Genomic DNA, 20,293 nt, shown 5'->3' on the forward strand with positions numbered 1-20,293 from the left:
GATCATACATAAGCTTTACATTGGCGTATCAAAGCAAGGAATAAAGCCAACGGTCTTAAACTGAAAAAAGTGGATTTCCTCCACTTTTTTTCGTGTTTTAAGCCGAAGCGGTGAAAAGCGAGCGGAGCGGCTGGTTTGGAGTCGGAGAAGCGCCAGCGTTCGTCTTTGCAGACGAATCGTAACCAATCCATGGTTACCTATTCAAGACGATTCGTCTGCAACAACGATCGGAGACCCAAACATGCCGTGCAGCGAACTACTTTTTCACCAATACAAGGCTGATAGAAAAAGGGGGAGGAAATCATGGGGGACAAGCGCCATCGTTTCGAGCTGCTTATGAAGCAGGCGGAGCTGCCGTTTGATATGATCGACACCCATTTTTCGGACGGATATATCGAGAAAGTGATCGTAAGCCCGAGCAACCGCGAATGGACATTTTGCATCCGTAAAGCGTCCTTGGTGCCTGCCGGCGTTTTTCTGAACTTTTGCCGAGGAATCCGGGACAAGTTTGCGCATATTGCGCAGGTGACGTTCATGTTCGAGTACGAAGAAGCGGTTATGACGAGCGATGTGCTGAAAGAATATTGGCCGATCTTCGTCGAATGGGCGCAGCGCGAGATGGTTTCGGTCAACGGCTGGCTCGGCAAAGCATCGATTGAAGCACAGGACGATGTGCTGCAGCTGACGATGATGGACGCGATGGGACTGGAGCTGGCCAAAAAGAAGCGGATCGATGAAGCGATCGTCCGCTTTTACGGCGATTATTTTTCGCGGGTGTGCCGGGTGAAGATGTCGGCGGGCGAAGCGCGCCAGGATCTGTATGAGGAGTTCAACCAAAAGATCGTGCAGGAAGAACGGGACGCCGTACAGCAAATTATGACAAGCGTCGCGAGTGAAGTGCCGGATGTGGAAGAAGGCGACGTGCAGCTGGCGGTCGGTTACGATATTCGCGAAGAGCCCGTTCCGATTATGAACGTGGTGGAAGAAGAGAAAAAGGTGACCGTGCAAGGCGCCGTCTTCGGTCTCGATGTGAAGGAGCTGCGCAACGGCAGCACGCTGTTTACGTTTAACGTCACCGATTTTACCGATTCGATCGCGATGAAAATGTTCGCCAAGACGAAGGAAGACGTCAAAGTGCTGAGCAAGCTGGCGAACGGCAAGTGGATCAAGGCGCGCGGCCGCGTGGAATACGACCGGTTCATGCAGGAGCCGGAGCTTGTCATGATGCCGAATGATATGCACGAGGTCGTGGCTCCGCCAGACCGTAAGGACGATGCGGAAGAGAAACGGGTGGAGTTCCATCTGCACAGCACGATGAGCACCATGGACGCCGTAACGCCGGTAGACGTTTATATCAAAACAGCGGCGAAGTGGGGGCATAAGGCGGTCGCGATCACTGACCACGGCGGCGTGCAGTGTTATCCCGATGCGTTCAAAGCCGGGAAAAAGCACGGCATTAAAGTGCTGTTCGGGCTGGAGGCGAACGTTGTCAACGACGCCGTGCCGATGGTGATTCATCCGCGCGATGAATCGCTGAAGGATGCCGAGTATGTCGTATTCGATATCGAGACGACGGGTCTTTCCATAACGGCCTGCAAAATCATCGAGCTTGCCGGGGTCAAATACCGCGAAGGCAAAAAGATTGATGAATTCCAGACGTTTATCGACCCTCATGAAAAAATTCCGTACCATATCCAGCAGCTGACGAACATTACCGACGATATGGTGCGCGGAGCGCCGGAGCTTGAGCCAAAGCTGAAGGAATTCGTTGAATTCGTCGGCGACGCCGTCCTTGTCGCCCATAACGCCCGCTTCGATATCGGATTTATTCAGGCGGCCTGCAAAGAAATCGGCATCCCCGAGGTGCCGAATCCGGTGCTCGATACGCTCGAGCTGGCCCGTTTTCTTCATCCGACGATGAAAAACCACCGTCTCAACACGCTGGCGGACAAATACAAAATTTCGCTCGACAACCATCACCGCGCGATCGATGACTCCATCGCCCTCGCCGGCATTTTGTACGGCCTGATCGGGGATACGCTGGAGCGCAATATTACCGGACTCCATCAGCTGAACGACTATGTCGGTCTCGACTTGTCGAACAGCCGTCCTTTCCACTGCAATATTTACGCCCTGAACGCGGCCGGCAAGAAGAACCTGTTCAAGCTCGTTTCGCTGTCCCACACGGAGCATTTCAAGCGGGTGCCCTGCATACCGAAAAGCAAGCTGACCGAGCTTCGCGACGGGCTGCTGATCGTATCGGGCTGCGAGAAAGGCGAATTTTTCGAATCGGTGCTGAACAAAACGGTCGAAGAAGCGGAAGAAGTGGCGGAATATTACGATGTGCTGGAGATCCAGCCGGTCGAATTTTATATGCATCTCGTGGAAAAAGGGCTCGTCGGCAGCCGTGCGGAAATCGAGCAGACGATGCGCAAAATCGTGCAGATCGGCGCCAAGCTCGGCAAGAAAGTGATCGCGACTGGCAACGTGCACTATTTGAACCCGCGTGACAAGCTGTTCCGCGACATTACGATTCACGGCATTACCGGTTTCAGCCCGCTCAAAGATATGCGTAAGCCCGATGCGCATCTGCGGACGACGAAAGAAATGCTGCAGGAGTTCAAGTTCCTTGGGGAAGAGATCGCGTATGAAGTCGTCGTGACCAATACGAGTGAGCTCGCCGACCGTTTTGAGCCGTTCGAGATGTTCCCGGACAAGCTGTTCACGCCGATCATCGAAGGAGCGGACGATGAAATCCGCAATACCTGCTACGACACCGCCCGCCGGATGTACGGGGAGGAGCTGCCGGACGTCGTTGTGCAGCGGCTCGAAAAAGAGCTGGTGCCGATTATCAAATACGGCTTCTCCGCCAACTATCTCATTTCCGAGCGGCTCGTGAAAAAATCGAACGAAGACGGCTATCTGGTCGGCTCGCGGGGGTCAGTCGGCTCGTCCGTCGTCGCGACGTTTCTCGGCATATCCGAGGTTAATCCGCTGCCGCCGCATTACTTGTGCCGCAATTCCGATTGCCGCCACAGCGAGTGGATACTCGACGGCAGCGTGTCGAGCGGCTTCAACCTGCCGGATAAGGCTTGTCCGGATTGCGGGCAGATGATGAAAGGAGACGGCCAGGACATTCCGTTCGAAACGTTCCTCGGCTTCAAAGGCGATAAAGTTCCCGATATCGACTTGAACTTCTCCGGGGAATACCAGCCGCATGCGCATAACTATACGAAAGTATTGTTCGGCGAGAAGAGCGTATTCCGCGCCGGCACGATCGGTACGGTAGCGGAAAAGACGGCGTTCGGCTTCACCAAGAAATACGAGGAAGACCAGGGCAAGAAGTGGCGCGGAGCCGAGCTGTCGCGATTGGCCGCCGGCTGCACCGGCGTCAAACGGAGCACCGGTCAGCATCCCGGCGGCATCGTCGTCGTCCCGGACTACATTGAAGTGGAAGACATTACGCCGGTTCAGTATCCGGCTGACGATACGAGCGCGGAGTGGAAAACGACCCACTTCGATTATCATGCTTTTGACGCCAATCTGCTCAAGCTTGATATTCTGGGACACGACGATCCGACGATGATGCGGATGCTGCAGGATTTGACGGGCATCGATCCGACGACCATTCCGATGAACGATCCGAAAGTGATGAGCTTGTTCAACTCCACGAATGCGCTCGGAGTAACGCCGCAGCAAATCCGCTCGCCGGTCGCCACTTACGGTGTGCCGGAGATGGGGACGAAGTTCGTGCGGCAGATGCTTGAAGAGACGCTGCCGACCTCGTTTGCCGATTTGCTGCAAATTTCCGGACTTTCGCACGGGACGGGCGTATGGCTGGGCAATGCGCAGGAGCTGATCAAGAACGGCACCTGTACGATCAAGACCGTTATCGGCTGCCGTGACGAAATTATGCTTTACTTGATTTATAAAGCGGGCATGGACGCCGGGCTGGCGTTCAAAATAACCGAAAGCGTGCGGAAGGGCAAAGGGCTTACGCCGGAGTGGATCGAAGAAATGAAGCGGTGCAAGGTGCCGCAGTGGTACATCGATTCGTGCTTGCGCATCGAGTATATGTTCCCGAAGGCGCACGCCGCCGCATACGTCATATCCGCCGTGCGCACCGCCTTTTTCAAGCTGTATCATCCGATTGCGTTTTATGCGACATATTTTACGGTACGCGCCGAAGACTTCGATCTGGAATTGCTTTGCCAAGGCTACGACCCAATCATGAAGCGGCTGCTTGAAATTGAGCAGAAGGGATTCAACGCAACGCCGAAGGAAAAAGCATCCGTCTCCATCTTGGAGATGGCGCTGGAGATGACCGCCCGCGGCTTCTCGTTCAAGCCGATCGACCTGTACCGCTCCGACGCCACCCGCTGGACGATCGACGGCGATTCGCTTATCCCGCCGTTTGCCGCGATCGCCGGCATCGGCGACAATGCGGCGCGCAACATCGCCGCTTCCCGCGACTACGGTGAGTTCCTTTCGATCGAAGACTTTCAGCAAAAGTCCAAAGCGACGAAGACGATCGTCGAGGTGCTCGGAACGATGGGCTGCTTCCGCGGACTGCCGGAATCGAACCAGCTGTCGCTGTTTTAAAACAAATCTTGTCAGTTAATAATGGTTATGCTATAATTTTTCTGGTAACGATGTTGATATGGCTTTAACTTCGAAGAGTGGGGAAACCCACTCTTTACGTTTTGTCAACCCATTTTTCGGCTACTGATCGGGAGGTAACGTCAATTTGAGCGCATCCAAAATCAAAACCGCCGTAGAGGAAATGATTACCCCTTTTCTCCGGGAACATGGATTTGAGCTGGTTGATATCGAATACGTCAAAGAGGGAAGCAACTGGTTTCTCCGCGTATTTGTAGATAAAGAAGGCGGCATCGACATCGACGAATGCGGCCGAATCAGCGAGTATTTGAGCGAACGTCTGGATGAGAACGATCCCGTAACGGACGCTTATTTTCTGGAAGTATCTTCGCCGGGAGCGGAACGTCCGCTGAAGAAGCCGGAGGATCTGCGCAAAGCGGTCGGCAAACAGGTCAACATTACGACGTATGAGCCGATCGACGGCTTGAAAGAATTCGAAGGCGTTCTGACCAAATTTGACGGCGAGCAAGTATCCGTCACGATTGGACGCAAAACGCACGTCATTCCATACGCGAAAGTCGCCGGAGCAAGACTGGCGATCGTGTTCTAATAAGGGGGAGCTGTAGTTCCAATGAGCATGGATTTTATCGAAGCTTTGTCGGAAATCGAAAGAGAAAAGGGGATTTCCAAAGATGTGCTGCTGGAAGCGATCGAAGCGGCTCTGATTTCAAGCTACAAGCGCAATTTCAACACGGCTCAAAACGTACGGGTGGACATTAACCGCCATACCGGCGTCATTAAAGTTTATGCCCGCAAGACGGTTGTGGAAGAAGTGCTCGATCCGCGGCTGGAAACGTCGGTCGAGGCGGCACGCGAAATCAATCCGCACTACCAGCTTGACGATATTGCGGAGATTGAAGTCACGCCGCGCGACTTCGGGCGCATTGCGGCGCAAACCGCCAAGCAGGTTGTGACCCAGCGTATCCGCGAAGCGGAACGGGGCCTCATTTATCATGCGTTTATCGATAAAGAGGACGATATCGTAAACGGCATTGTACAGCGCCAAGATACCCGCAACCTGTTCGTCGATCTCGGCAAGGTGGAGGCGGTACTACCGCTAACGGAACTGATGCCAACCGACAAGTTCAAGCATGGCGACCGCGTCAAATCGTATATCACGAAAGTGGAAAATACGACGAAAGGTCCGCAAATCATTCTTTCCCGCACGCATCCTGGTCTGCTCAAACGATTGTTCGAGCTGGAAGTGCCGGAAATTTACGACGGCGTCGTCGAGATCCGTTCAGTGGCCCGCGAAGCGGGATTCCGCTCGAAGATCGCCGTTTATTCGCGCAATCACGAAGTGGATCCGGTAGGCTCCTGCGTCGGCCAGAAGGGCGTGCGCGTGCAAACGATCGTCAGCGAGCTGAAAGGCGAAAAAATCGACATCGTCCGCTGGTCGGAAAATGTGGATGAATATGTCGCGAATGCGCTCAGCCCGTCCAAAGTGCTGGAAGTGATCGTGTTTGAGCAGGAGAAGATGGCCCGCGTCATCGTACCGGATTACCAGCTTTCGCTCGCGATCGGCATCAAAGGCCAAAATGCGCGGCTTGCAGCCAAGCTGACCGGCTGGAAAATCGACATCAAGAGCGAATCGCAGGCCGAGCAGGAATACGGACGGGAACGCACGGGCGAGGAAACGATGCACCAGGACTCCGTTTCCATCGACTGATTTCGGTGATCCGCATCCAGCCGGATAACACGCGGCGGGAGCGCCGAATGAAGGCGGAAAGACAGGGGGGACAAAGCCGTGAGACCAAGAAAAGTGCCGCTGCGCAAATGCGTTGCCTGCCAGGAAATGAAGCCGAAGAAAGAGCTGATCCGGGTCGTCCGCACGCCCGCAGAAGAAGTGCTGATTGATCTGACGGGCAAAAAAGCCGGACGAGGCGCTTATTTGTGCGGCACTGTGAGCTGTTTCAGGCTCGCGAAGAAGAGCAAGGCGCTTGACCGCGCTCTTAAGCAGCCGGTTTCGCCCGAAATATACGACCAGCTGGAACGCGATTTCATCTCCGTTGAAGAAGCGTTTCTGGCCGCGAAGGATCGGGGGGATGACGATGAGTAAGGCATTGTCGCAGCTCGGGATGGCGATGAGGGCCGGGAAAGTCGTCACAGGCGACGAAACGGTGCTCAAGACTGTGCGTCAAGGTAAAGCACACCTTGTTCTAATCGCGAGCGACGCCTCGGACAACACCAAAAAAAAGTATCGTGACAAGTGCGCCACGTATGGGGTCGTGATGTCGGAAGCTTTTTCCCGGGAAGCTTTGGGAAGGGCACTCGGTAAGGCGGAGCGCGTATCGGTTGCAGTTACCGACGCCGGCTTTGCAAACATGATCAGGGGTCAATTAAGCCAAAATACGGAGGTGGAGTATATTGACTAAACCTACAGAGAGCAAAGACAACAAAGATAAACTGCGCGTATACGAATATGCCAAGTCGCTCAATATGAGCAGCAAGGAAATCATTACGATATTAAAACGATTGGATCTGCCGGTCAATAATCATATGAGCGTCATGGAAAACGAAATGGTCGGCAAAGTGGAAGGGTTCTTCAGGGACATTAAAGCCAACGCCGCCGCAAAAAGAGCGAAGGACGGCGCGACGGTTTCGGCCACCGCTGCTGCAGCAGCGGGGCAAACTCGTGCCGGCACGGAGAAAAGACAACAACAGCAAGGGGTGCATAATATTCAAACTCAACAGTCTTCCAATAAAAATCAACAGGATAATCAGGTGACTATGAATACAACTCAATCAAACTCGCAAGCAAACGGTGCTTCGACAGGCACACAGCAGCGTACTTCCAGCCATGGCGGCAACCGCCAAGGGCAGCAGGTCGGACGCAGCGGTCAAGGACAAGGCGGCAGCCGTCCGCAAGGGAGCGGCACAGGCCGTCCGCAAGGACAAGGTGCAGGACGTCCTCAAGGACAAGGCGGTCGCCCGCAAGGACAAAGCGGCGGCGGCAGCCGTCCGCAGGGCCAAGGACAGGGCGGTCGTCCGCAAGGGACGGCCGGCAGCCGTCCGGCTCAAGGCGGCGGATCGCGCCCGCAAGGTCAAGGCGGAGCGGGCCAAGGCCAAAGCTTTGGCGGCAATCGTCCGGCAGGAGGCCGCAGCGGTCAGGGAGGACCGGCACGCACGTTTTCCGATAACAGACCCGCTTCCGGCGGCAGCGGCCGTCCGGGCGGCGGAGACTCTAATTTCTCCCGCAACTCCGGCGGCGGTGCCGGCAAACGCAAACCGGGAGAAAATAAGCGGTTTGACGATCAGCGCGGCGGCAACGGCTTCAGAAACAACCGCGGCGGCAAGGGCAACAACCGCGGACGCGGCGCTGTGCAGCCTCCGCGCGAGAAAATCGACAACACGCCGAAGAAAATTATCGTCCGCGGCAATATGACGGTCGGCGATCTGGCCAAACTGCTTCATAAAGACGCTTCCGAAGTCATCAAGAAACTGATCTTCCTTGGCGTTATGGCTACGATCAACCAGGAGCTTGATCTGGACGCGATTCAGCTGGTGGCGGACGAGTACAAAGTGGAAGTCGAAGTGAAAATTCCTGTCGAGGAAGATACTTTCGAGAACGAAGAGGAGAAAGACGACGAAGCCGATCTCGAATCCCGTCCGCCGGTCGTCACAATTATGGGTCACGTTGACCACGGAAAAACGACGCTGCTCGACTCCATCCGCAAAACGAACGTAACCGGCGGAGAAGCCGGCGGCATTACGCAGCATATCGGCGCTTATCAGGTCGAAATCAACCATAAAAAAATTACGTTCCTCGATACTCCGGGCCACGAAGCATTCACGATGATGCGTGCACGCGGAGCACAAGTAACGGATATAACGATTATTGTCGTTGCAGCCGATGACGGCGTCATGCCGCAGACGGTAGAAGCGATCAACCACGCGAAAGCGGCGGGCGTCCCGATTATCGTAGCTGTCAACAAAATCGACAAACCGGAAGCGAATCCGGATAAAATCAAGCAAGAGCTGACCGAGTATGAGCTCGTTCCCGAAGAATGGGGCGGCGATACGATTTTCGTCAACGTTTCCGCGAAACAGCGTCTCGGACTTGAAGAGCTGCTGGAAATGATTTTGCTTGTTGCCGAAGTCAACGACTACAAGGCGAACCCGAACAAGCGCGCGCGCGGAACCGTGCTGGAAGCCGAGCTTGACAAAGGCAAAGGTCCGGTTGCCCGTATTCTCGTACAGCACGGCACACTGAAGATCGGCGACGCGTTCGTAGCGGGCAATTGTTTCGGCCGCGTTCGCGCCATGATCAACGACAAGGGTCGCCGTCTGAAAGAAGCGGGACCGTCCACGCCGGTCGAAATTACCGGTTTGACGGAAGTGCCGCAAGCGGGCGATCCGTTCATGGTATTCGAAGACGAGCGCAAGGCAAGAGCGATTGCCGAACGCCGTGCGATCAAGCAGCGCCAGTCCGAGATGGGCGCGAACTCGCGCGTTACGCTCGACGATTTGTATAAGCATATCCAGGAAGGCGAGATCAAAGATCTCAACGTGATTCTGAAAGCGGACGTTCAAGGCTCGCTCGAGGCGCTTAAAGGCTCGCTCAGCAAAATCGACATCGAAGGCGTGCGCGTCAAGAGCATTCATAACGGTGTCGGCGCCATCACGGAATCGGATATTATTCTCGCATCCGCTTCGAACGCGATCGTCATCGGTTTCAACGTCCGTCCGGAACCGCAGGCGAAAATAACGGCAGATCAGGAGAAAGTCGACATCCGACTGCACCGCATTATTTACAACGTTATCGACGAAATCGAACAGGCGATGAAAGGGATGCTCGACCCGGTATTCAAAGAAGTCGTCATCGGCCATGCCGAAGTCCGCAACCTCTTCAAAGTAAGCAAAGTGGGTACGATCGCCGGCTGTATGGTAACGGACGGCAAGATTTCCCGCAATGCGGAAGCCCGTATTACGAGGAGTGGGATTGTCGTGTACGAAGGCAAGATCGATACGCTCAAACGGTTCAAGGACGATGCCAAAGAAGTGGCTCAAGGCTACGAATGCGGCATCACGCTGGAGAAATTCAACGATATTAACGAAGGCGACATTATTGAAGCGTTTGTGATGGAAAAAGTGGAACACTAATAGACAAGGAACCGCGGGCTGCAGGCAGGATACGAATTCCAGCCCGTTAGCCCGCAATCCTTATTATTGTAAGATCGGCTAGAGAGGTGAACGATCCATGGCTAAAGTCCGCGTAGGCCGTGTAGGCGAACAGATCAAAAAAGAATTGAGCCAGATTATTCAAACCGAATTGAAAGATCCCCGCATCGGATTCATTACGGTAACCGGGGTCGATGTAACGAGCGATCTGTCACAGGCACGGGTGTTTTTAAGCGTGCTCGGCAGCGACGAGCAGAAGGAAGAGACGTTGAAAGCGATCGCGCGCGGCACCGGCTTTATCCGCTCGGAACTCGGCAAGCGGATCCGGCTGCGTCATACGCCCGAGCTTCTGTTCAAATTCGACAGCAGCATTGAATACGGCAGCCGGATTGAAACGCTGCTTGAAAGAATCAACCGTGAAAACGGTGCAAAATGATTATAAGCGAATACGATAACCGGCTGCAGGATGCTCTGTCTTTTATTAACGGAGGGGACGACTATTTGGTCGTCTCCCATGTTCAGCCGGACGGCGATGCGGTCAGCTCGACCGCGGCCGTTTTTTGGCTGCTTTCTAAGCTCGGCAAGCGTGCCGTCTTAATCAACGAAAGTCCTATCCCGCAGAAGTTTGCCTTTTTGGCGGGGGCGGAGACGATCGTCCATTACCGGGAACAGCCGCCGCAGCGCAAGTTCAAGCGGATCATTGCGGTCGATTGTGCGGATTTCCGCCGAATCGGCGACGTTGCCGCGTTGTTCGAGGAACAATACGAGCTGCTTAACATCGATCACCATCCGACCAATGACCGGTACGGAACGGTTAATGTGGTCCGTCCGGATGCGGCGGCTACCGTTGAAATTTTATATGATCTTATCCAGCATGCCGCCGTTCCGCTGGATTTGGAAGCGGCGACAGCGATTTATACCGGTCTGCTGACCGATACCGGCGGATTTCGTTATTCGAACACATCTCCGCAAGTCATGGAAGTCGCCGCCAATCTGCTCGCATTAGGCGTTTCGGGACATCAGCTCGCCGATCATTTGCTAGAGCGGATGACGGTTGCCCAGCTGAAGCTGTTAAGACTCGGTCTCAATCGGCTGCAGTTTTCCGGCGACAACAAAATCTGCTGGCTTTATATCGAGCCTGCGGATATGAAAGAGATCGGCGCCGTTCCGGAAGATTTGGAAGGACTCGTGAATTACGCCTTGAACATCGAGGGTGTGGAAGTCGGCATTTTGTTCAAAGCAACGGACAATGGGGAAGTGAAGGCGAGCTTGCGCTCGGCCGGCAAGGCAGACGTCGCCGCAATTGCGCAGCTGTTTGGGGGCGGCGGGCATACAAGAGCTTCGGGCTGCCGGCTGGCGGCTCCTTTGGCAGAGGCGATGCCGAAAGTCGTGGAAGCGGTTGGAAAGGCGTTGACATCATGATGAACGGAATTTTGGCCGTATGGAAACCTGCGGGCTGGACATCGCACGATGTCGTCGCCAAGGCGAGACGGCTGCTTCGCACGAAACGAATCGGACATGCAGGGACGCTGGATCCGCAAGTTACGGGTGTGCTGCCGCTTTGTATCGGCAAGGCGACCCGGGTCGTCGAGTACATGCAGGATCTACCCAAAGCGTATGAAGCCGTTCTTCAGCTCGGCCTCTCCACCGACACGCAGGATTTGACAGGCACGGTGATGGAGGAGTTGGGTACTGTTCGTGTATCCGAACAGGAACTGCGCCGGACGCTTGTTTCATTTGTCGGCGAGATCGAGCAGCTGCCTCCGATGTATTCCGCAGTTAAAGTGGACGGCAAACGGCTCTATGAGCTGGCCCGCGAAGGCAAAACGGCGCAGCGGAAGCCGCGCAAAGCGACGATTTACGAGCTTGAACTGCTGGAGGCCGACCTTGAGCGTGATCATCCGGTTATCAGATTCAGCGTCCGCTGCTCCAAGGGGACTTATATTCGTACGTTATGCGTCGATATCGGACAAGCGCTTGGCGTGCCTGCCGTTATGGCGAAGCTGGTGAGGACGCAGTCCGGCGGATTAACGGAGCGGGACTGTCTGACGCTGGAGGAGGTCGAGGCGCTGCAGGAAGACGGCACGCTGCAGGCTCGTCTGCTCCCGCCAGACGCGGTTCTAGCCCATTTGCCTCAAGCCGTTGCGGGCGAGGAAGCGGCCCGAATGGCGCTTCAAGGACGCCGAATCGCATATTGCCTGCTGCGGGAGCGGGAGGATGGGGAGCGGTTAACCCGACTGTACGGCGAGGACGGAACCTTTCTCGGCGTATTTCAACCGGAGTCGGAAGTTTCCGAGCTGAAGCCGGTAAAAGTATTTAAACCGGAAGAGACGGAATAAACGAGTGTACAGATTTAACAAGAAATGCAGGTGGAGCGCCAGTGCATGTTGAACATATCCAGTACCCGGTAACGGGTGAAGGCAAAAACCGGGTTTTTTCGCCTTGTTCGCTAGCGATCGGTTTTTTTGACGGTGTGCACCATGGGCACCGCAACGTTATCGGCCGCGCGGTTGAATCAGCGCGGACGGGCGGGTTGAAGGCGGCGGTGATGACCTTTGATCCGCATCCGAGAGAAGTATTGAAACAGGACAGTCCGGACGCATCTTGTCTCGCCCCGCTCGGCGAACGATTGAAACGTTTCGCGGAGCTCGGAGTCGACCTCGTCTATGTGATGCGCTTCGATACGGCCTTTGCTCAAGTTTCCCCAGAATCGTTTGTGAAGGAAGTGCTGCTGCCTTTGCAGGTGAAACACGCCGTCGTCGGTTTCGACTTCACGTTCGGACACCGCGGCGAAGGCACGTCGCAGCTGCTGAAGGAGCTGTCCGCTTCCTGGATGAACGTCGATATCATGCCTCCGCTGAACCGCGGCGGACTGAAAGTAAGCAGTTCCTATATCCGGGAGTCGCTTCAGGAAGGCAATGTGGAGCTGGCGGCGGAGCTGCTCGGCAGGCCATATGAAATCATCGGCAAAGTCGTTCACGGCGATGCCCGTGGAAGAACAATCGGATTTCCGACCGCTAATATCGAACCGCTGCATGCTTATGCAGCGCTCCGGATTGGCGTTTACGCCGTCACGGTTTCATTGCTTCGTGCAGACAAGGACGGAGAAGAAGCTGTGGTCGAAGCGGAATATAAAGGGATGCTGAACCACGGAATCAAACCGACATTCAATAGCGGAGAAATCCGTCCTGTGCTTGAAGCGCATCTTTTTTCGTTCAACGGGGATATTTACGATCGAAACGTTATTGTCCGCTTTCATCATTTTCTGCGGCCGGAGCGGAAGTTTGACGGGATCAACCAGCTGATTGAACAGCTTGGCCGCGATAAAGAGCAGGCGATCCGCATTCTGGAAAAAATCGACCTTTGAAAAAGTTTACTTTATGGATTCGTTTATGATATACTAATCATCGTTGCACGGAGGATACCGTTTTTAGGTTCTCCCGCATCTTAACCTTAGCTTGGTTGCCCGCTCTCACCGGCGGCGGCGAGGCTAACGGCGATTATAAGAAGAGGAGGTGAATAAGGATGGCACTTACGCAAGAACGCAAACAAGAACTGATCGAAACGCATAAGACGCACTCGAACGATACGGGATCCCCGGAAGTTCAAGTCGCTATCCTGACGGAAAACATCGTTAACTTGACTCAGCATCTGCGGGAGCACAAGAAAGATCATCATTCCCGCCGCGGTCTGCTCAAGATGGTCGGTCAGCGCCGCAAGCTGCTGGCATACCTGAAAAACAAAGATGTTCGCCGTTACAGCGCATTGATTGAAAAACTCGGCCTTCGCCGCTAAACAAGACGTGCTAAAGAAGCAACCTGGTTGTCCAGCCGTCCGGGATTTCCGGATGAGACTGGACCGGGTTGCTTTTTATAATATCCTGCTGAAGGGCAGGATTTGCCGTTCTACTGTCGAATGGATGAGTCAGGAGGGATACTATGGATCAAAAAGTTGAAATGATGCTTGGAGGCAGGCCGCTCGTACTCGAAACCGGCCGTCTGGCCAAGCAGGCCAATGCGGCCGTGACGGTCCGCTACGGCGATACGGTTGTGCTTTGTACCGTTACCGCATCTTCGGGCCCGAAAGACCTTGATTTTTTCCCGCTAACCGTGAACTATGAGGAAAGATTGTACGCTGTAGGCAAAATTCCCGGCGGTTTTATTAAGCGCGAAGGCCGCCCCAGCGAAAAGGCGATTCTCGCCAGCCGTCTGACGGACAGGCCGATTCGTCCGCTGTTCCCAGAAGGGTTCCGCAACGATGTTCAGATCGCCGATCTCGTCATGAGCGTCGATCAGGATTGTTCCCCGCAAATCGCCGCGATGATCGGGACGTCGGCTGCTCTGACGATTTCCGATGTGCCGTTTAACGGTCCGGTCGGAGGCGTCGTCGTCGGACGGATTGACGGACAATTCGTCGTAAATCCGACGGTGGAGCAGGAAGAAAAAAGCGACATTTTCGTCGTGGTCGCAGGCACGAAAGACGCCATTATGATGGTGGAAGCCGAAGCGAACGAAGTTTCGGAAGAAGTAATGCTGGAAGCGATCATGTTCGGACATGAGGAAATCCGCGGCATCGTTGCCAAAATCGAAGAGCTTCAGCAGATCGCGGGCAAACCGAAGATGGAAGTGCAGCTGCATGCGGTTGACGCCGGCGTGAACGAAGCGGTCCGCGCTTTTGCTTCCGCACGTCTTGTAGAAGCGATTCAAATTCCGGAAAAGCATGCGCGTCAAGATGCGATCGATGCGGTTAATGCCGACACGGTTGCCCATTTTGAAGAAGTATATGCCGAGACGCCGGAGCTTCTTTCCGATGTGAAGGAAGTGCTGTACGACATCGTCAAAGAAGAAGTTCGCCGCTTGATTACGCATGATAAAGTGCGTCCCGACGGACGGGCTCTTGACGAGATCCGGCCGATCGAATGCGACGTCGCTCTGCTTCCGCGCACGCACGGGTCCGGCCTGTTCACACGTGGACAAACGCAAGCTCTCAGCGTATGTACGCTCGGCGCGCTTGGCGACGTGCAAATATTGGACGGCATCAGCCCGGAAGAATCGAAGCGTTTCATGCACCATTATAACTTCCCGCCGTTCAGCGTCGGCGAAGCCCGTCCGCTCCGTCCTCCAGGACGCCGCGAAATCGGCCATGGAGCACTCGGCGAACGCGCATTGTCCAAAGTCATTCCGCCGGAATCGGAATTCCCGTACACGATTCGTCTCGTTTCCGAGGTGCTGGAATCGAACGGTTCGACATCCCAGGCCAGCATCTGCGCAAGCACGCTTGCAATGATGGATGCCGGCGTACCGATCAAAGCTCCGGTTGCGGGTGTGGCGATGGGACTTATTAAAGACGGCGACCATTTCTCCATTTTGACCGATATCCAAGGGATGGAAGACCACCTCGGCGATATGGACTTCAAAGTGGCGGGTACGGAAGCCGGCGTTACGGCGATCCAAATGGATATCAAAATCGACGGCATCGACCGCGCGATTCTGAGCCAGGCGCTGGAACAAGCCCGCGTTGGTCGGATGTTCATTTTGAGCAAAATGAACGAAGTGATGAGCCAGCCGCGCAAAAGCTTGTCCAAATACGCTCCGAAAATCGTTACGCTTTCGATCAACCCGGACAAAATCCGTGACGTTATCGGCGCGGGCGGCAAAATCATTAACAAAATCATCGAAGAAACCGGCGTAAAAATCGATATCGAGCAAGACGGCATGGTATACATCGCTTCCTCGAACGAAGAGATGAACCAACGCGCCAAGCAGATTATCGAAGGCATCGTGAAAGAAGTCGTCGTCGGCGAAATCTACACCGGTACGGTGAAACGGATCGAGAAATTCGGCGCTTTCGTCGAAATTTTGCCGAACAAAGACGGTCTGGTGCATATTTCCCAACTTGCCAACGAACGTGTCGGCAAAGTGGAAGATGTCGTCAGCATCGGCGATGTCATCACCGTCAAGGTAACGGAAATCGATCAGCAGGGCCGGATCAACCTGTCACGCAAAGCGGTTCTTGCGCCTCCTGCTCCAGCTCAGTAAGCAGCATACAATTTCATAGCACCAAGACTAAGAGTCAGATTCGATCTGTCTCTTTTTTATTGCAACCATGTCATAAGCCGGGAGATCAAAAATATGGATCATCCATCCCATTCCGCGTACGATATTGCGCAGGTGTGTTTGTTAGCCGGAAAAATCATGCTGGAAAACGGCGGGGAAACGTACCGGGTCGAGGATACGATGACGCGCGTTGCAGCGGCATTCGGCATCCGCAATTCGCAAAGCTACGTGACGCCGACGGGAATATTATTTTCCATCGACGGGCCGCAGCAGACAACCCGAATGATCCGGATCTCCGAACGATCGACGGATTTGCATAAAGTAACGCTCGTCAACGCCATTTCCCGAAAAATTAGTCTTGGGGAGCTGTCGGTATCGGAAGCCCATCGCTTGTTGAACGAGATCGAGGGAGCAAGCGCCATGTACCCGCTTTGGTTCAAAATAATGGCGGCGGCTATAGCAAGCGGCTGCTTTTTAATCATGTTCGGCGGGACGTGGCACGATTTCATTCCCGTTTTTCTTGCCGGCGGAATTGGATTTGCCTTTCAGCTTTATTTCCACCGATTAGTTCCGATCAAGTTTATCGCCGAATTTCTCGGCTCGGTCCTCATTGGCGCGATCGCTTATTTGTTCCTGAAAGCGGGATTCGGTCATGATTTGGATAAAATGATCGTCGGGTCCGTCATGCCGCTCGTGCCGGGACTGCTCATTACAAACGCGGTTCGCGATTTAATGGCGGGTCATCTCGTTTCCGGTCTTTCAAAAGGGGCGGAGGCTTGTTTAACCGCATTCGCCATCGGAGCGGGCATCGCGTTTGTTCTTTCGTTTATAAGCGGGGTGGGGATCGGATGATCATCGAGCAGCTTCTGATGAGCTTTGTCGCTTCGGCAGCCTTTGCCATCCTGTTCAATGTACCGAAGGGGAGTCTGCTGCAGAGCGGGTTTGTCGGCATGATCGGCTGGCTGCTGTACATATCGCTTTTAAACGTTGTCGACGAGCCGATTTTACCTACGCTGATTTCTTCCTTTGTTGTGGCGGTGACGAGCCAAGTTTTTGCAAAACTGTACAAAACGCCGATCATCGTGTTCAGCGTTTCGGGCATTATTCCGCTAGTTCCCGGCGGACTGGCCTATGACGCGATGCGAAAGGTGGTCGAAAACCACTATGACACGGCCGTCCAGCTGGCGGCCAAAGCGCTCATGCTCTCCGGCGCGATCGCGATGGGACTGGTTTTTTCGGAAGTGATCAACCACTTGATCCGAAGGTCCAGGTTGTGATCCGTCAGCGGAGTGGGCGGGTTTGAATCTGGAGAAGCGTCAGCGTTCGTAAGATCAACCGTACGTGCAGCTGCCCTCTGCTCCCTTTTACATAAAAATGCAGTGAAAACGGAGCGGAGTGGCTAACTTGTGACTGGAGAAGCAACAGCGATCGGAAGCACAAGTCAGCAACGAAGCGACTTACCTATCACCGCATTTTTAATCCTCTTCCGAATAATCCTGTCCACCTTTTCATACGATTTGGAGAGAAGGGTGGGAGATGAGGGGATGAATGTCAGGAGAACGATCGTAATGGCCGCATGCATGCTGCTTGTGCTCGCTTGCGCCCGCTGGAACGAAAATATGTCCGCTTATCTCACAGCGGTTAAGGAGGGAACCCGAACGGCATATCCGGCGCTGGCGCGGGTGACTGCGGCGGCGGATGCGGACAGCGAGTTGTATGCCGTAATCAAACAGGAAGCGACAAAACGTTATGTAGCTCCTGTCGATGCGAAAGTGGATCGAGTTTGGCATGCCGTCCCCGGCTACAACGGTCTGGAAATCGACATTGAGCAAACGTATAAAGCGGCTTTGGCAGCAGGCAAAACCTCCTCTTCCGCCATCACTTACGTATTCCGGGAAATTCCTCCGAAAGTGAGTCTCGACGACCTTGGCGAACAGCCGATTTACAGGGGCAATCCGAACAAGCCGATGGTGTCGCTGATGATCAATGTCGCCTGGGGAAACGAGTATTTGGATTCGATGCTGAATACGCTTGACCGCGAAGGGGTCAAAGCAACCTTTTTCCTGGACGGCTCCTGGCTGAAGAAAAATCCCGAGCTTGCGAAAACGATCCAGTCCCGCGGTCATGAAATGTCCAACCATGCCTATTCGCACCCCGATATGAAAACGCTCGACCGTCAATCGCAGTGGAATCAGATTGCGAAGACGGAGGCGCTGCTGAAATCGACTCTCGGCGTGAGCAACCGCTTCTTTGCCCCCCCTTCGGGCAGCTATAACGCAACGACGGTCAAAGTCGCCGCCGAGCAGGGGCTGAAGACGGTGCTGTGGACGCTGGATACGGTCGATTGGCGGAAACCGTCGCCCAGCTGGATTTTGAACCGGATCGGGAATGGGATTGAGCCCGGATCCCTCATTTTAATGCATCCTACCGCTTCCGCACGCGATTCGCTGGCAGGCATTATTAAGCTGGCGCGGAGCAAAGGCTATGCGCTTGGCACGGTCAGTCAGACGCTTTCGCCGGAGAGGGTGAAAGTGAGCGGTTGAGGGCAGGCGCTAATTTTGTTATAGTGGTATCATTCGTTTTATAGGAGGTGACCCGGTGAAGAAATATACCTTAAGCAATGGTCTGCGCGTCGTCGTGGAGCCGATTCCTACCTGCCGTTCCGTGTCGTTCGGAATTTGGGTGAAGACAGGGTCGCGGAATGAAACGCCGGACAACAACGGTATTTCCCATTTTATCGAGCATATGCTCTTTAAAGGAACCGGAACCCGCTCGGCCAAAGACATTGCGGACTTGTTCGACGGTATCGGCGGCAACGTGAACGCCTTTACGTCCAAAGAATATACATGCTATTTCGCGAAAGTGCTGGACGAGCATTTGCCGATTGCGGTCGATGCGCTTGCGGATATGTTTTTTGAATCGCAGTTCGACGGGGAAGAACTGGCGAAAGAAAAAAACGTCATTTTGGAAGAAATCTCGATGTATGAAGATACCCCCGACGACAAGGTGCACGATGAAGCATCGAGGGCCGCTTACGGGGACCATCCGCTTGCCTATTCGATCCTTGGTTTGGAAGAAAGATTATCGGCCATGGATTCGAATGCTTTGCGTCATTATATGAACGATCAGTATACGATCGACAATACGGTGATCAGCGTCGCGGGCAACGTTGAGGAACGGGCGCTGCTCGAACTATTGGAGAAGCATTTCAGCCGGTTCGCTACCCGCGGAACGACTTCGGTACTGGCCGCTCCGGAATTTAAAAGCGATTATTTGTTTCATAAGAAGAAAACGGAACAAAATCATATTTGCCTTTCGTTTCCGGGCTGCTCCATTTCCGACCCGCAGCTGTATGCGATGATTTTGCTGAACAATGCGCTCGGAGGGGGGATGAGCTCGCGGCTGTTCCAGGAAATCCGCGAGAAGCGCGGGCTCGCTTATTCCGTTTATTCCTATCATACTTCTTATGCGGATACCGGGTTGTTTACGATTTATGCCGGCACCGCGCCGAAGCAGACGAAGGAAGTGCTCGATCTGACGATGGATCTGCTCGGCGAGCTGGCGGTCAAGGGCTTAAGCGATGCGGAGCTGCACCGGGGCAAGGAACAGCTGAAGGGCAGCCTCATCCTGAGCCTGGAAAGCACAAGCAGCCGCATGAACCGGATCGGCAAAAATGAACTGATGCTTGGCCGTCATTACACGCTTGACGAGATGATCGAACGGATCGAAGCAGTCACAATGGCGGATATAACAGATATAACATCGCGCATGCTGGCGGTTCCTTTTGCAACCGCAATGGTAGGCTCCACCGATAAGGCGGCGGCCGCGCTCGGGAGGGATCGTTTTGTTTCAGGTACTGTTTAAAAAATTGCCGGGCAACGAAGATGTTGCACTGCCTGCCAAAATGTCGGAACTGGCGGCAGGCTTTGATCTTCATGCCGCGGTCGAATCCCCGGTAGAGCTGAAGCCGGGAGAGCGCAAGCTGATTCCGACCGGTTTTGCGATGGCGATGCCAGCCGGGCTGGAAGCGCAAATACGGCCCCGCAGCGGACTCGCGTATAAGCACGGCATTACGTGTTTGAATTCGCCCGGGACAATCGATGCCGATTACCGGGGCGAAGTAAAGGTGCTCCTCATTAATTTGGGAAGCGAGACGTTTACGATATCCCGCATGGAACGGATCGCCCAAATGGTGTTCCAGACCGTGCCTCAAATTGAAGTTGCGGTTGCGGACGAACTTCCGGAAACGGTCCGGGGCGCAGGCGGTTTCGGCCACACCGGGGTTTAGAAGTTCTTAAAGAAAAATATGGAGTTTACAAAAGGTCAACCGTTGTGGAACGGTTGGCCTTTTGTCTTATTCGGCCAACGCCCAATTTCTGGCCGGCCATTCGTCTTTTTCCTTTTCACCCCGCATTGGGCGGCCGCATACGATGATGTAGACGCAAGCAAACCGCTCG

The 20,293-nt window shown here is 54.4% G+C and carries 17 protein-coding genes; all 17 read left to right on the forward strand.

From position 1 onward, the window contains the following. The first annotated feature begins 303 nt into the window (after window positions 1-303). The 17 genes from VN24_RS21045 (at window position 304) to dut (ending at window position 20,124) form a co-directional block, all read left to right on the forward strand. Window positions 304-4,602, forward strand: coding sequence for a PolC-type DNA polymerase III (locus VN24_RS21045; protein WP_045672029.1), 4,299 nt, complete (start codon window positions 304-306; stop codon window positions 4,600-4,602). A 145-nt stretch (window positions 4,603-4,747) separates the two neighbouring features. Then, the gene (gene rimP / locus VN24_RS21050) at window positions 4,748-5,209 is read left to right on the forward strand and encodes a ribosome maturation factor RimP (protein WP_045672030.1); all 462 of its coding nucleotides are present in this window, start codon (window positions 4,748-4,750) and stop codon (window positions 5,207-5,209) included. 21 nt (window positions 5,210-5,230) lie between these two features. After that, window positions 5,231-6,328, forward strand: a complete 1,098-nt coding sequence (gene nusA / locus VN24_RS21055) for a transcription termination factor NusA (RefSeq protein ID WP_045672031.1) — start codon at window positions 5,231-5,233, stop codon at window positions 6,326-6,328. A gap of 78 nt (window positions 6,329-6,406) precedes the next feature. Next, window positions 6,407-6,718, forward strand: coding sequence for an RNase P modulator RnpM (rnpM, locus tag VN24_RS21060; RefSeq protein ID WP_045672032.1), 312 nt, complete (start codon window positions 6,407-6,409; stop codon window positions 6,716-6,718). Then, on the forward strand, window positions 6,711-7,034 hold the full coding sequence (locus tag VN24_RS21065; RefSeq protein ID WP_148505283.1) for a L7Ae/L30e/S12e/Gadd45 family ribosomal protein: 324 nt from the start codon (window positions 6,711-6,713) through the stop codon (window positions 7,032-7,034). Before rnpM ends, VN24_RS21065 begins: the two co-directional genes overlap by 8 nt. A 64-nt stretch (window positions 7,035-7,098) precedes the next feature. After that, on the forward strand, window positions 7,099-9,762 hold the full coding sequence (gene infB / locus VN24_RS21070) for a translation initiation factor IF-2 (RefSeq protein ID WP_045673535.1): 2,664 nt from the start codon (window positions 7,099-7,101) through the stop codon (window positions 9,760-9,762). 97 nt (window positions 9,763-9,859) lie between these two features. Continuing rightward, window positions 9,860-10,216 (forward strand): 30S ribosome-binding factor RbfA, encoded by a 357-nt coding sequence (rbfA, locus tag VN24_RS21075; protein WP_045672033.1) that lies wholly within the window; start codon window positions 9,860-9,862, stop codon window positions 10,214-10,216. Between the two features lie 2 nt (window positions 10,217-10,218). Then, window positions 10,219-11,202 (forward strand): DHH family phosphoesterase, encoded by a 984-nt coding sequence (locus tag VN24_RS21080; RefSeq protein WP_420798635.1) that lies wholly within the window; start codon window positions 10,219-10,221, stop codon window positions 11,200-11,202. After that, window positions 11,202-12,119, forward strand: coding sequence for a tRNA pseudouridine(55) synthase TruB (gene truB, locus VN24_RS21085; RefSeq protein WP_045673536.1), 918 nt, complete (start codon window positions 11,202-11,204; stop codon window positions 12,117-12,119). The genes VN24_RS21080 and truB overlap by 1 nt, the downstream gene beginning before the upstream one ends. Before the next feature lie 41 nt (window positions 12,120-12,160). Next, the gene (locus tag VN24_RS21090) at window positions 12,161-13,147 is read left to right on the forward strand and encodes a bifunctional riboflavin kinase/FAD synthetase (RefSeq protein ID WP_045672035.1); all 987 of its coding nucleotides are present in this window, start codon (window positions 12,161-12,163) and stop codon (window positions 13,145-13,147) included. Window positions 13,148-13,305: 158 nt separating this feature from the next. Further along, the gene (rpsO, locus tag VN24_RS21095) at window positions 13,306-13,575 is read left to right on the forward strand and encodes a 30S ribosomal protein S15 (RefSeq protein ID WP_045672036.1); all 270 of its coding nucleotides are present in this window, start codon (window positions 13,306-13,308) and stop codon (window positions 13,573-13,575) included. 143 nt (window positions 13,576-13,718) lie between these two features. Then, window positions 13,719-15,818: a polyribonucleotide nucleotidyltransferase gene (pnp, locus tag VN24_RS21100; RefSeq protein WP_045672037.1), complete on the forward strand. Its 2,100-nt coding sequence runs from the start codon at window positions 13,719-13,721 to the stop codon at window positions 15,816-15,818. Window positions 15,819-15,911: 93 nt separating this feature from the next. Then, window positions 15,912-16,688: a threonine/serine exporter family protein gene (locus VN24_RS21105; RefSeq protein ID WP_045672038.1), complete on the forward strand. Its 777-nt coding sequence runs from the start codon at window positions 15,912-15,914 to the stop codon at window positions 16,686-16,688. Further along, window positions 16,685-17,113 carry a threonine/serine exporter family protein gene (locus VN24_RS21110; RefSeq protein ID WP_045672039.1) on the forward strand — a complete coding sequence of 143 codons (429 nt, stop codon included), beginning with the start codon at window positions 16,685-16,687 and terminating at the stop codon, window positions 17,111-17,113. Before VN24_RS21105 ends, VN24_RS21110 begins: the two co-directional genes overlap by 4 nt. Before the next feature lie 267 nt (window positions 17,114-17,380). Next, window positions 17,381-18,379 carry a polysaccharide deacetylase family protein gene (locus VN24_RS21115; RefSeq protein ID WP_045672040.1) on the forward strand — a complete coding sequence of 333 codons (999 nt, stop codon included), beginning with the start codon at window positions 17,381-17,383 and terminating at the stop codon, window positions 18,377-18,379. 55 nt (window positions 18,380-18,434) lie between these two features. Then, on the forward strand, window positions 18,435-19,700 hold the full coding sequence (locus VN24_RS21120; protein WP_045672041.1) for a M16 family metallopeptidase: 1,266 nt from the start codon (window positions 18,435-18,437) through the stop codon (window positions 19,698-19,700). Continuing rightward, entirely contained in the window at window positions 19,681-20,124 is a 444-nt protein-coding gene (gene dut / locus VN24_RS21125; protein WP_082083973.1) for a dUTP diphosphatase, read from the forward strand. The genes VN24_RS21120 and dut overlap by 20 nt, the downstream gene beginning before the upstream one ends. Window positions 20,125-20,293 lie beyond the last annotated feature (169 nt).

Origin of the sequence: Paenibacillus beijingensis, assembly GCF_000961095.1 — a bacterium.
Classification (GTDB): Bacteria; Bacillota; Bacilli; order Paenibacillales; family Paenibacillaceae; genus Paenibacillus_O; species Paenibacillus_O beijingensis.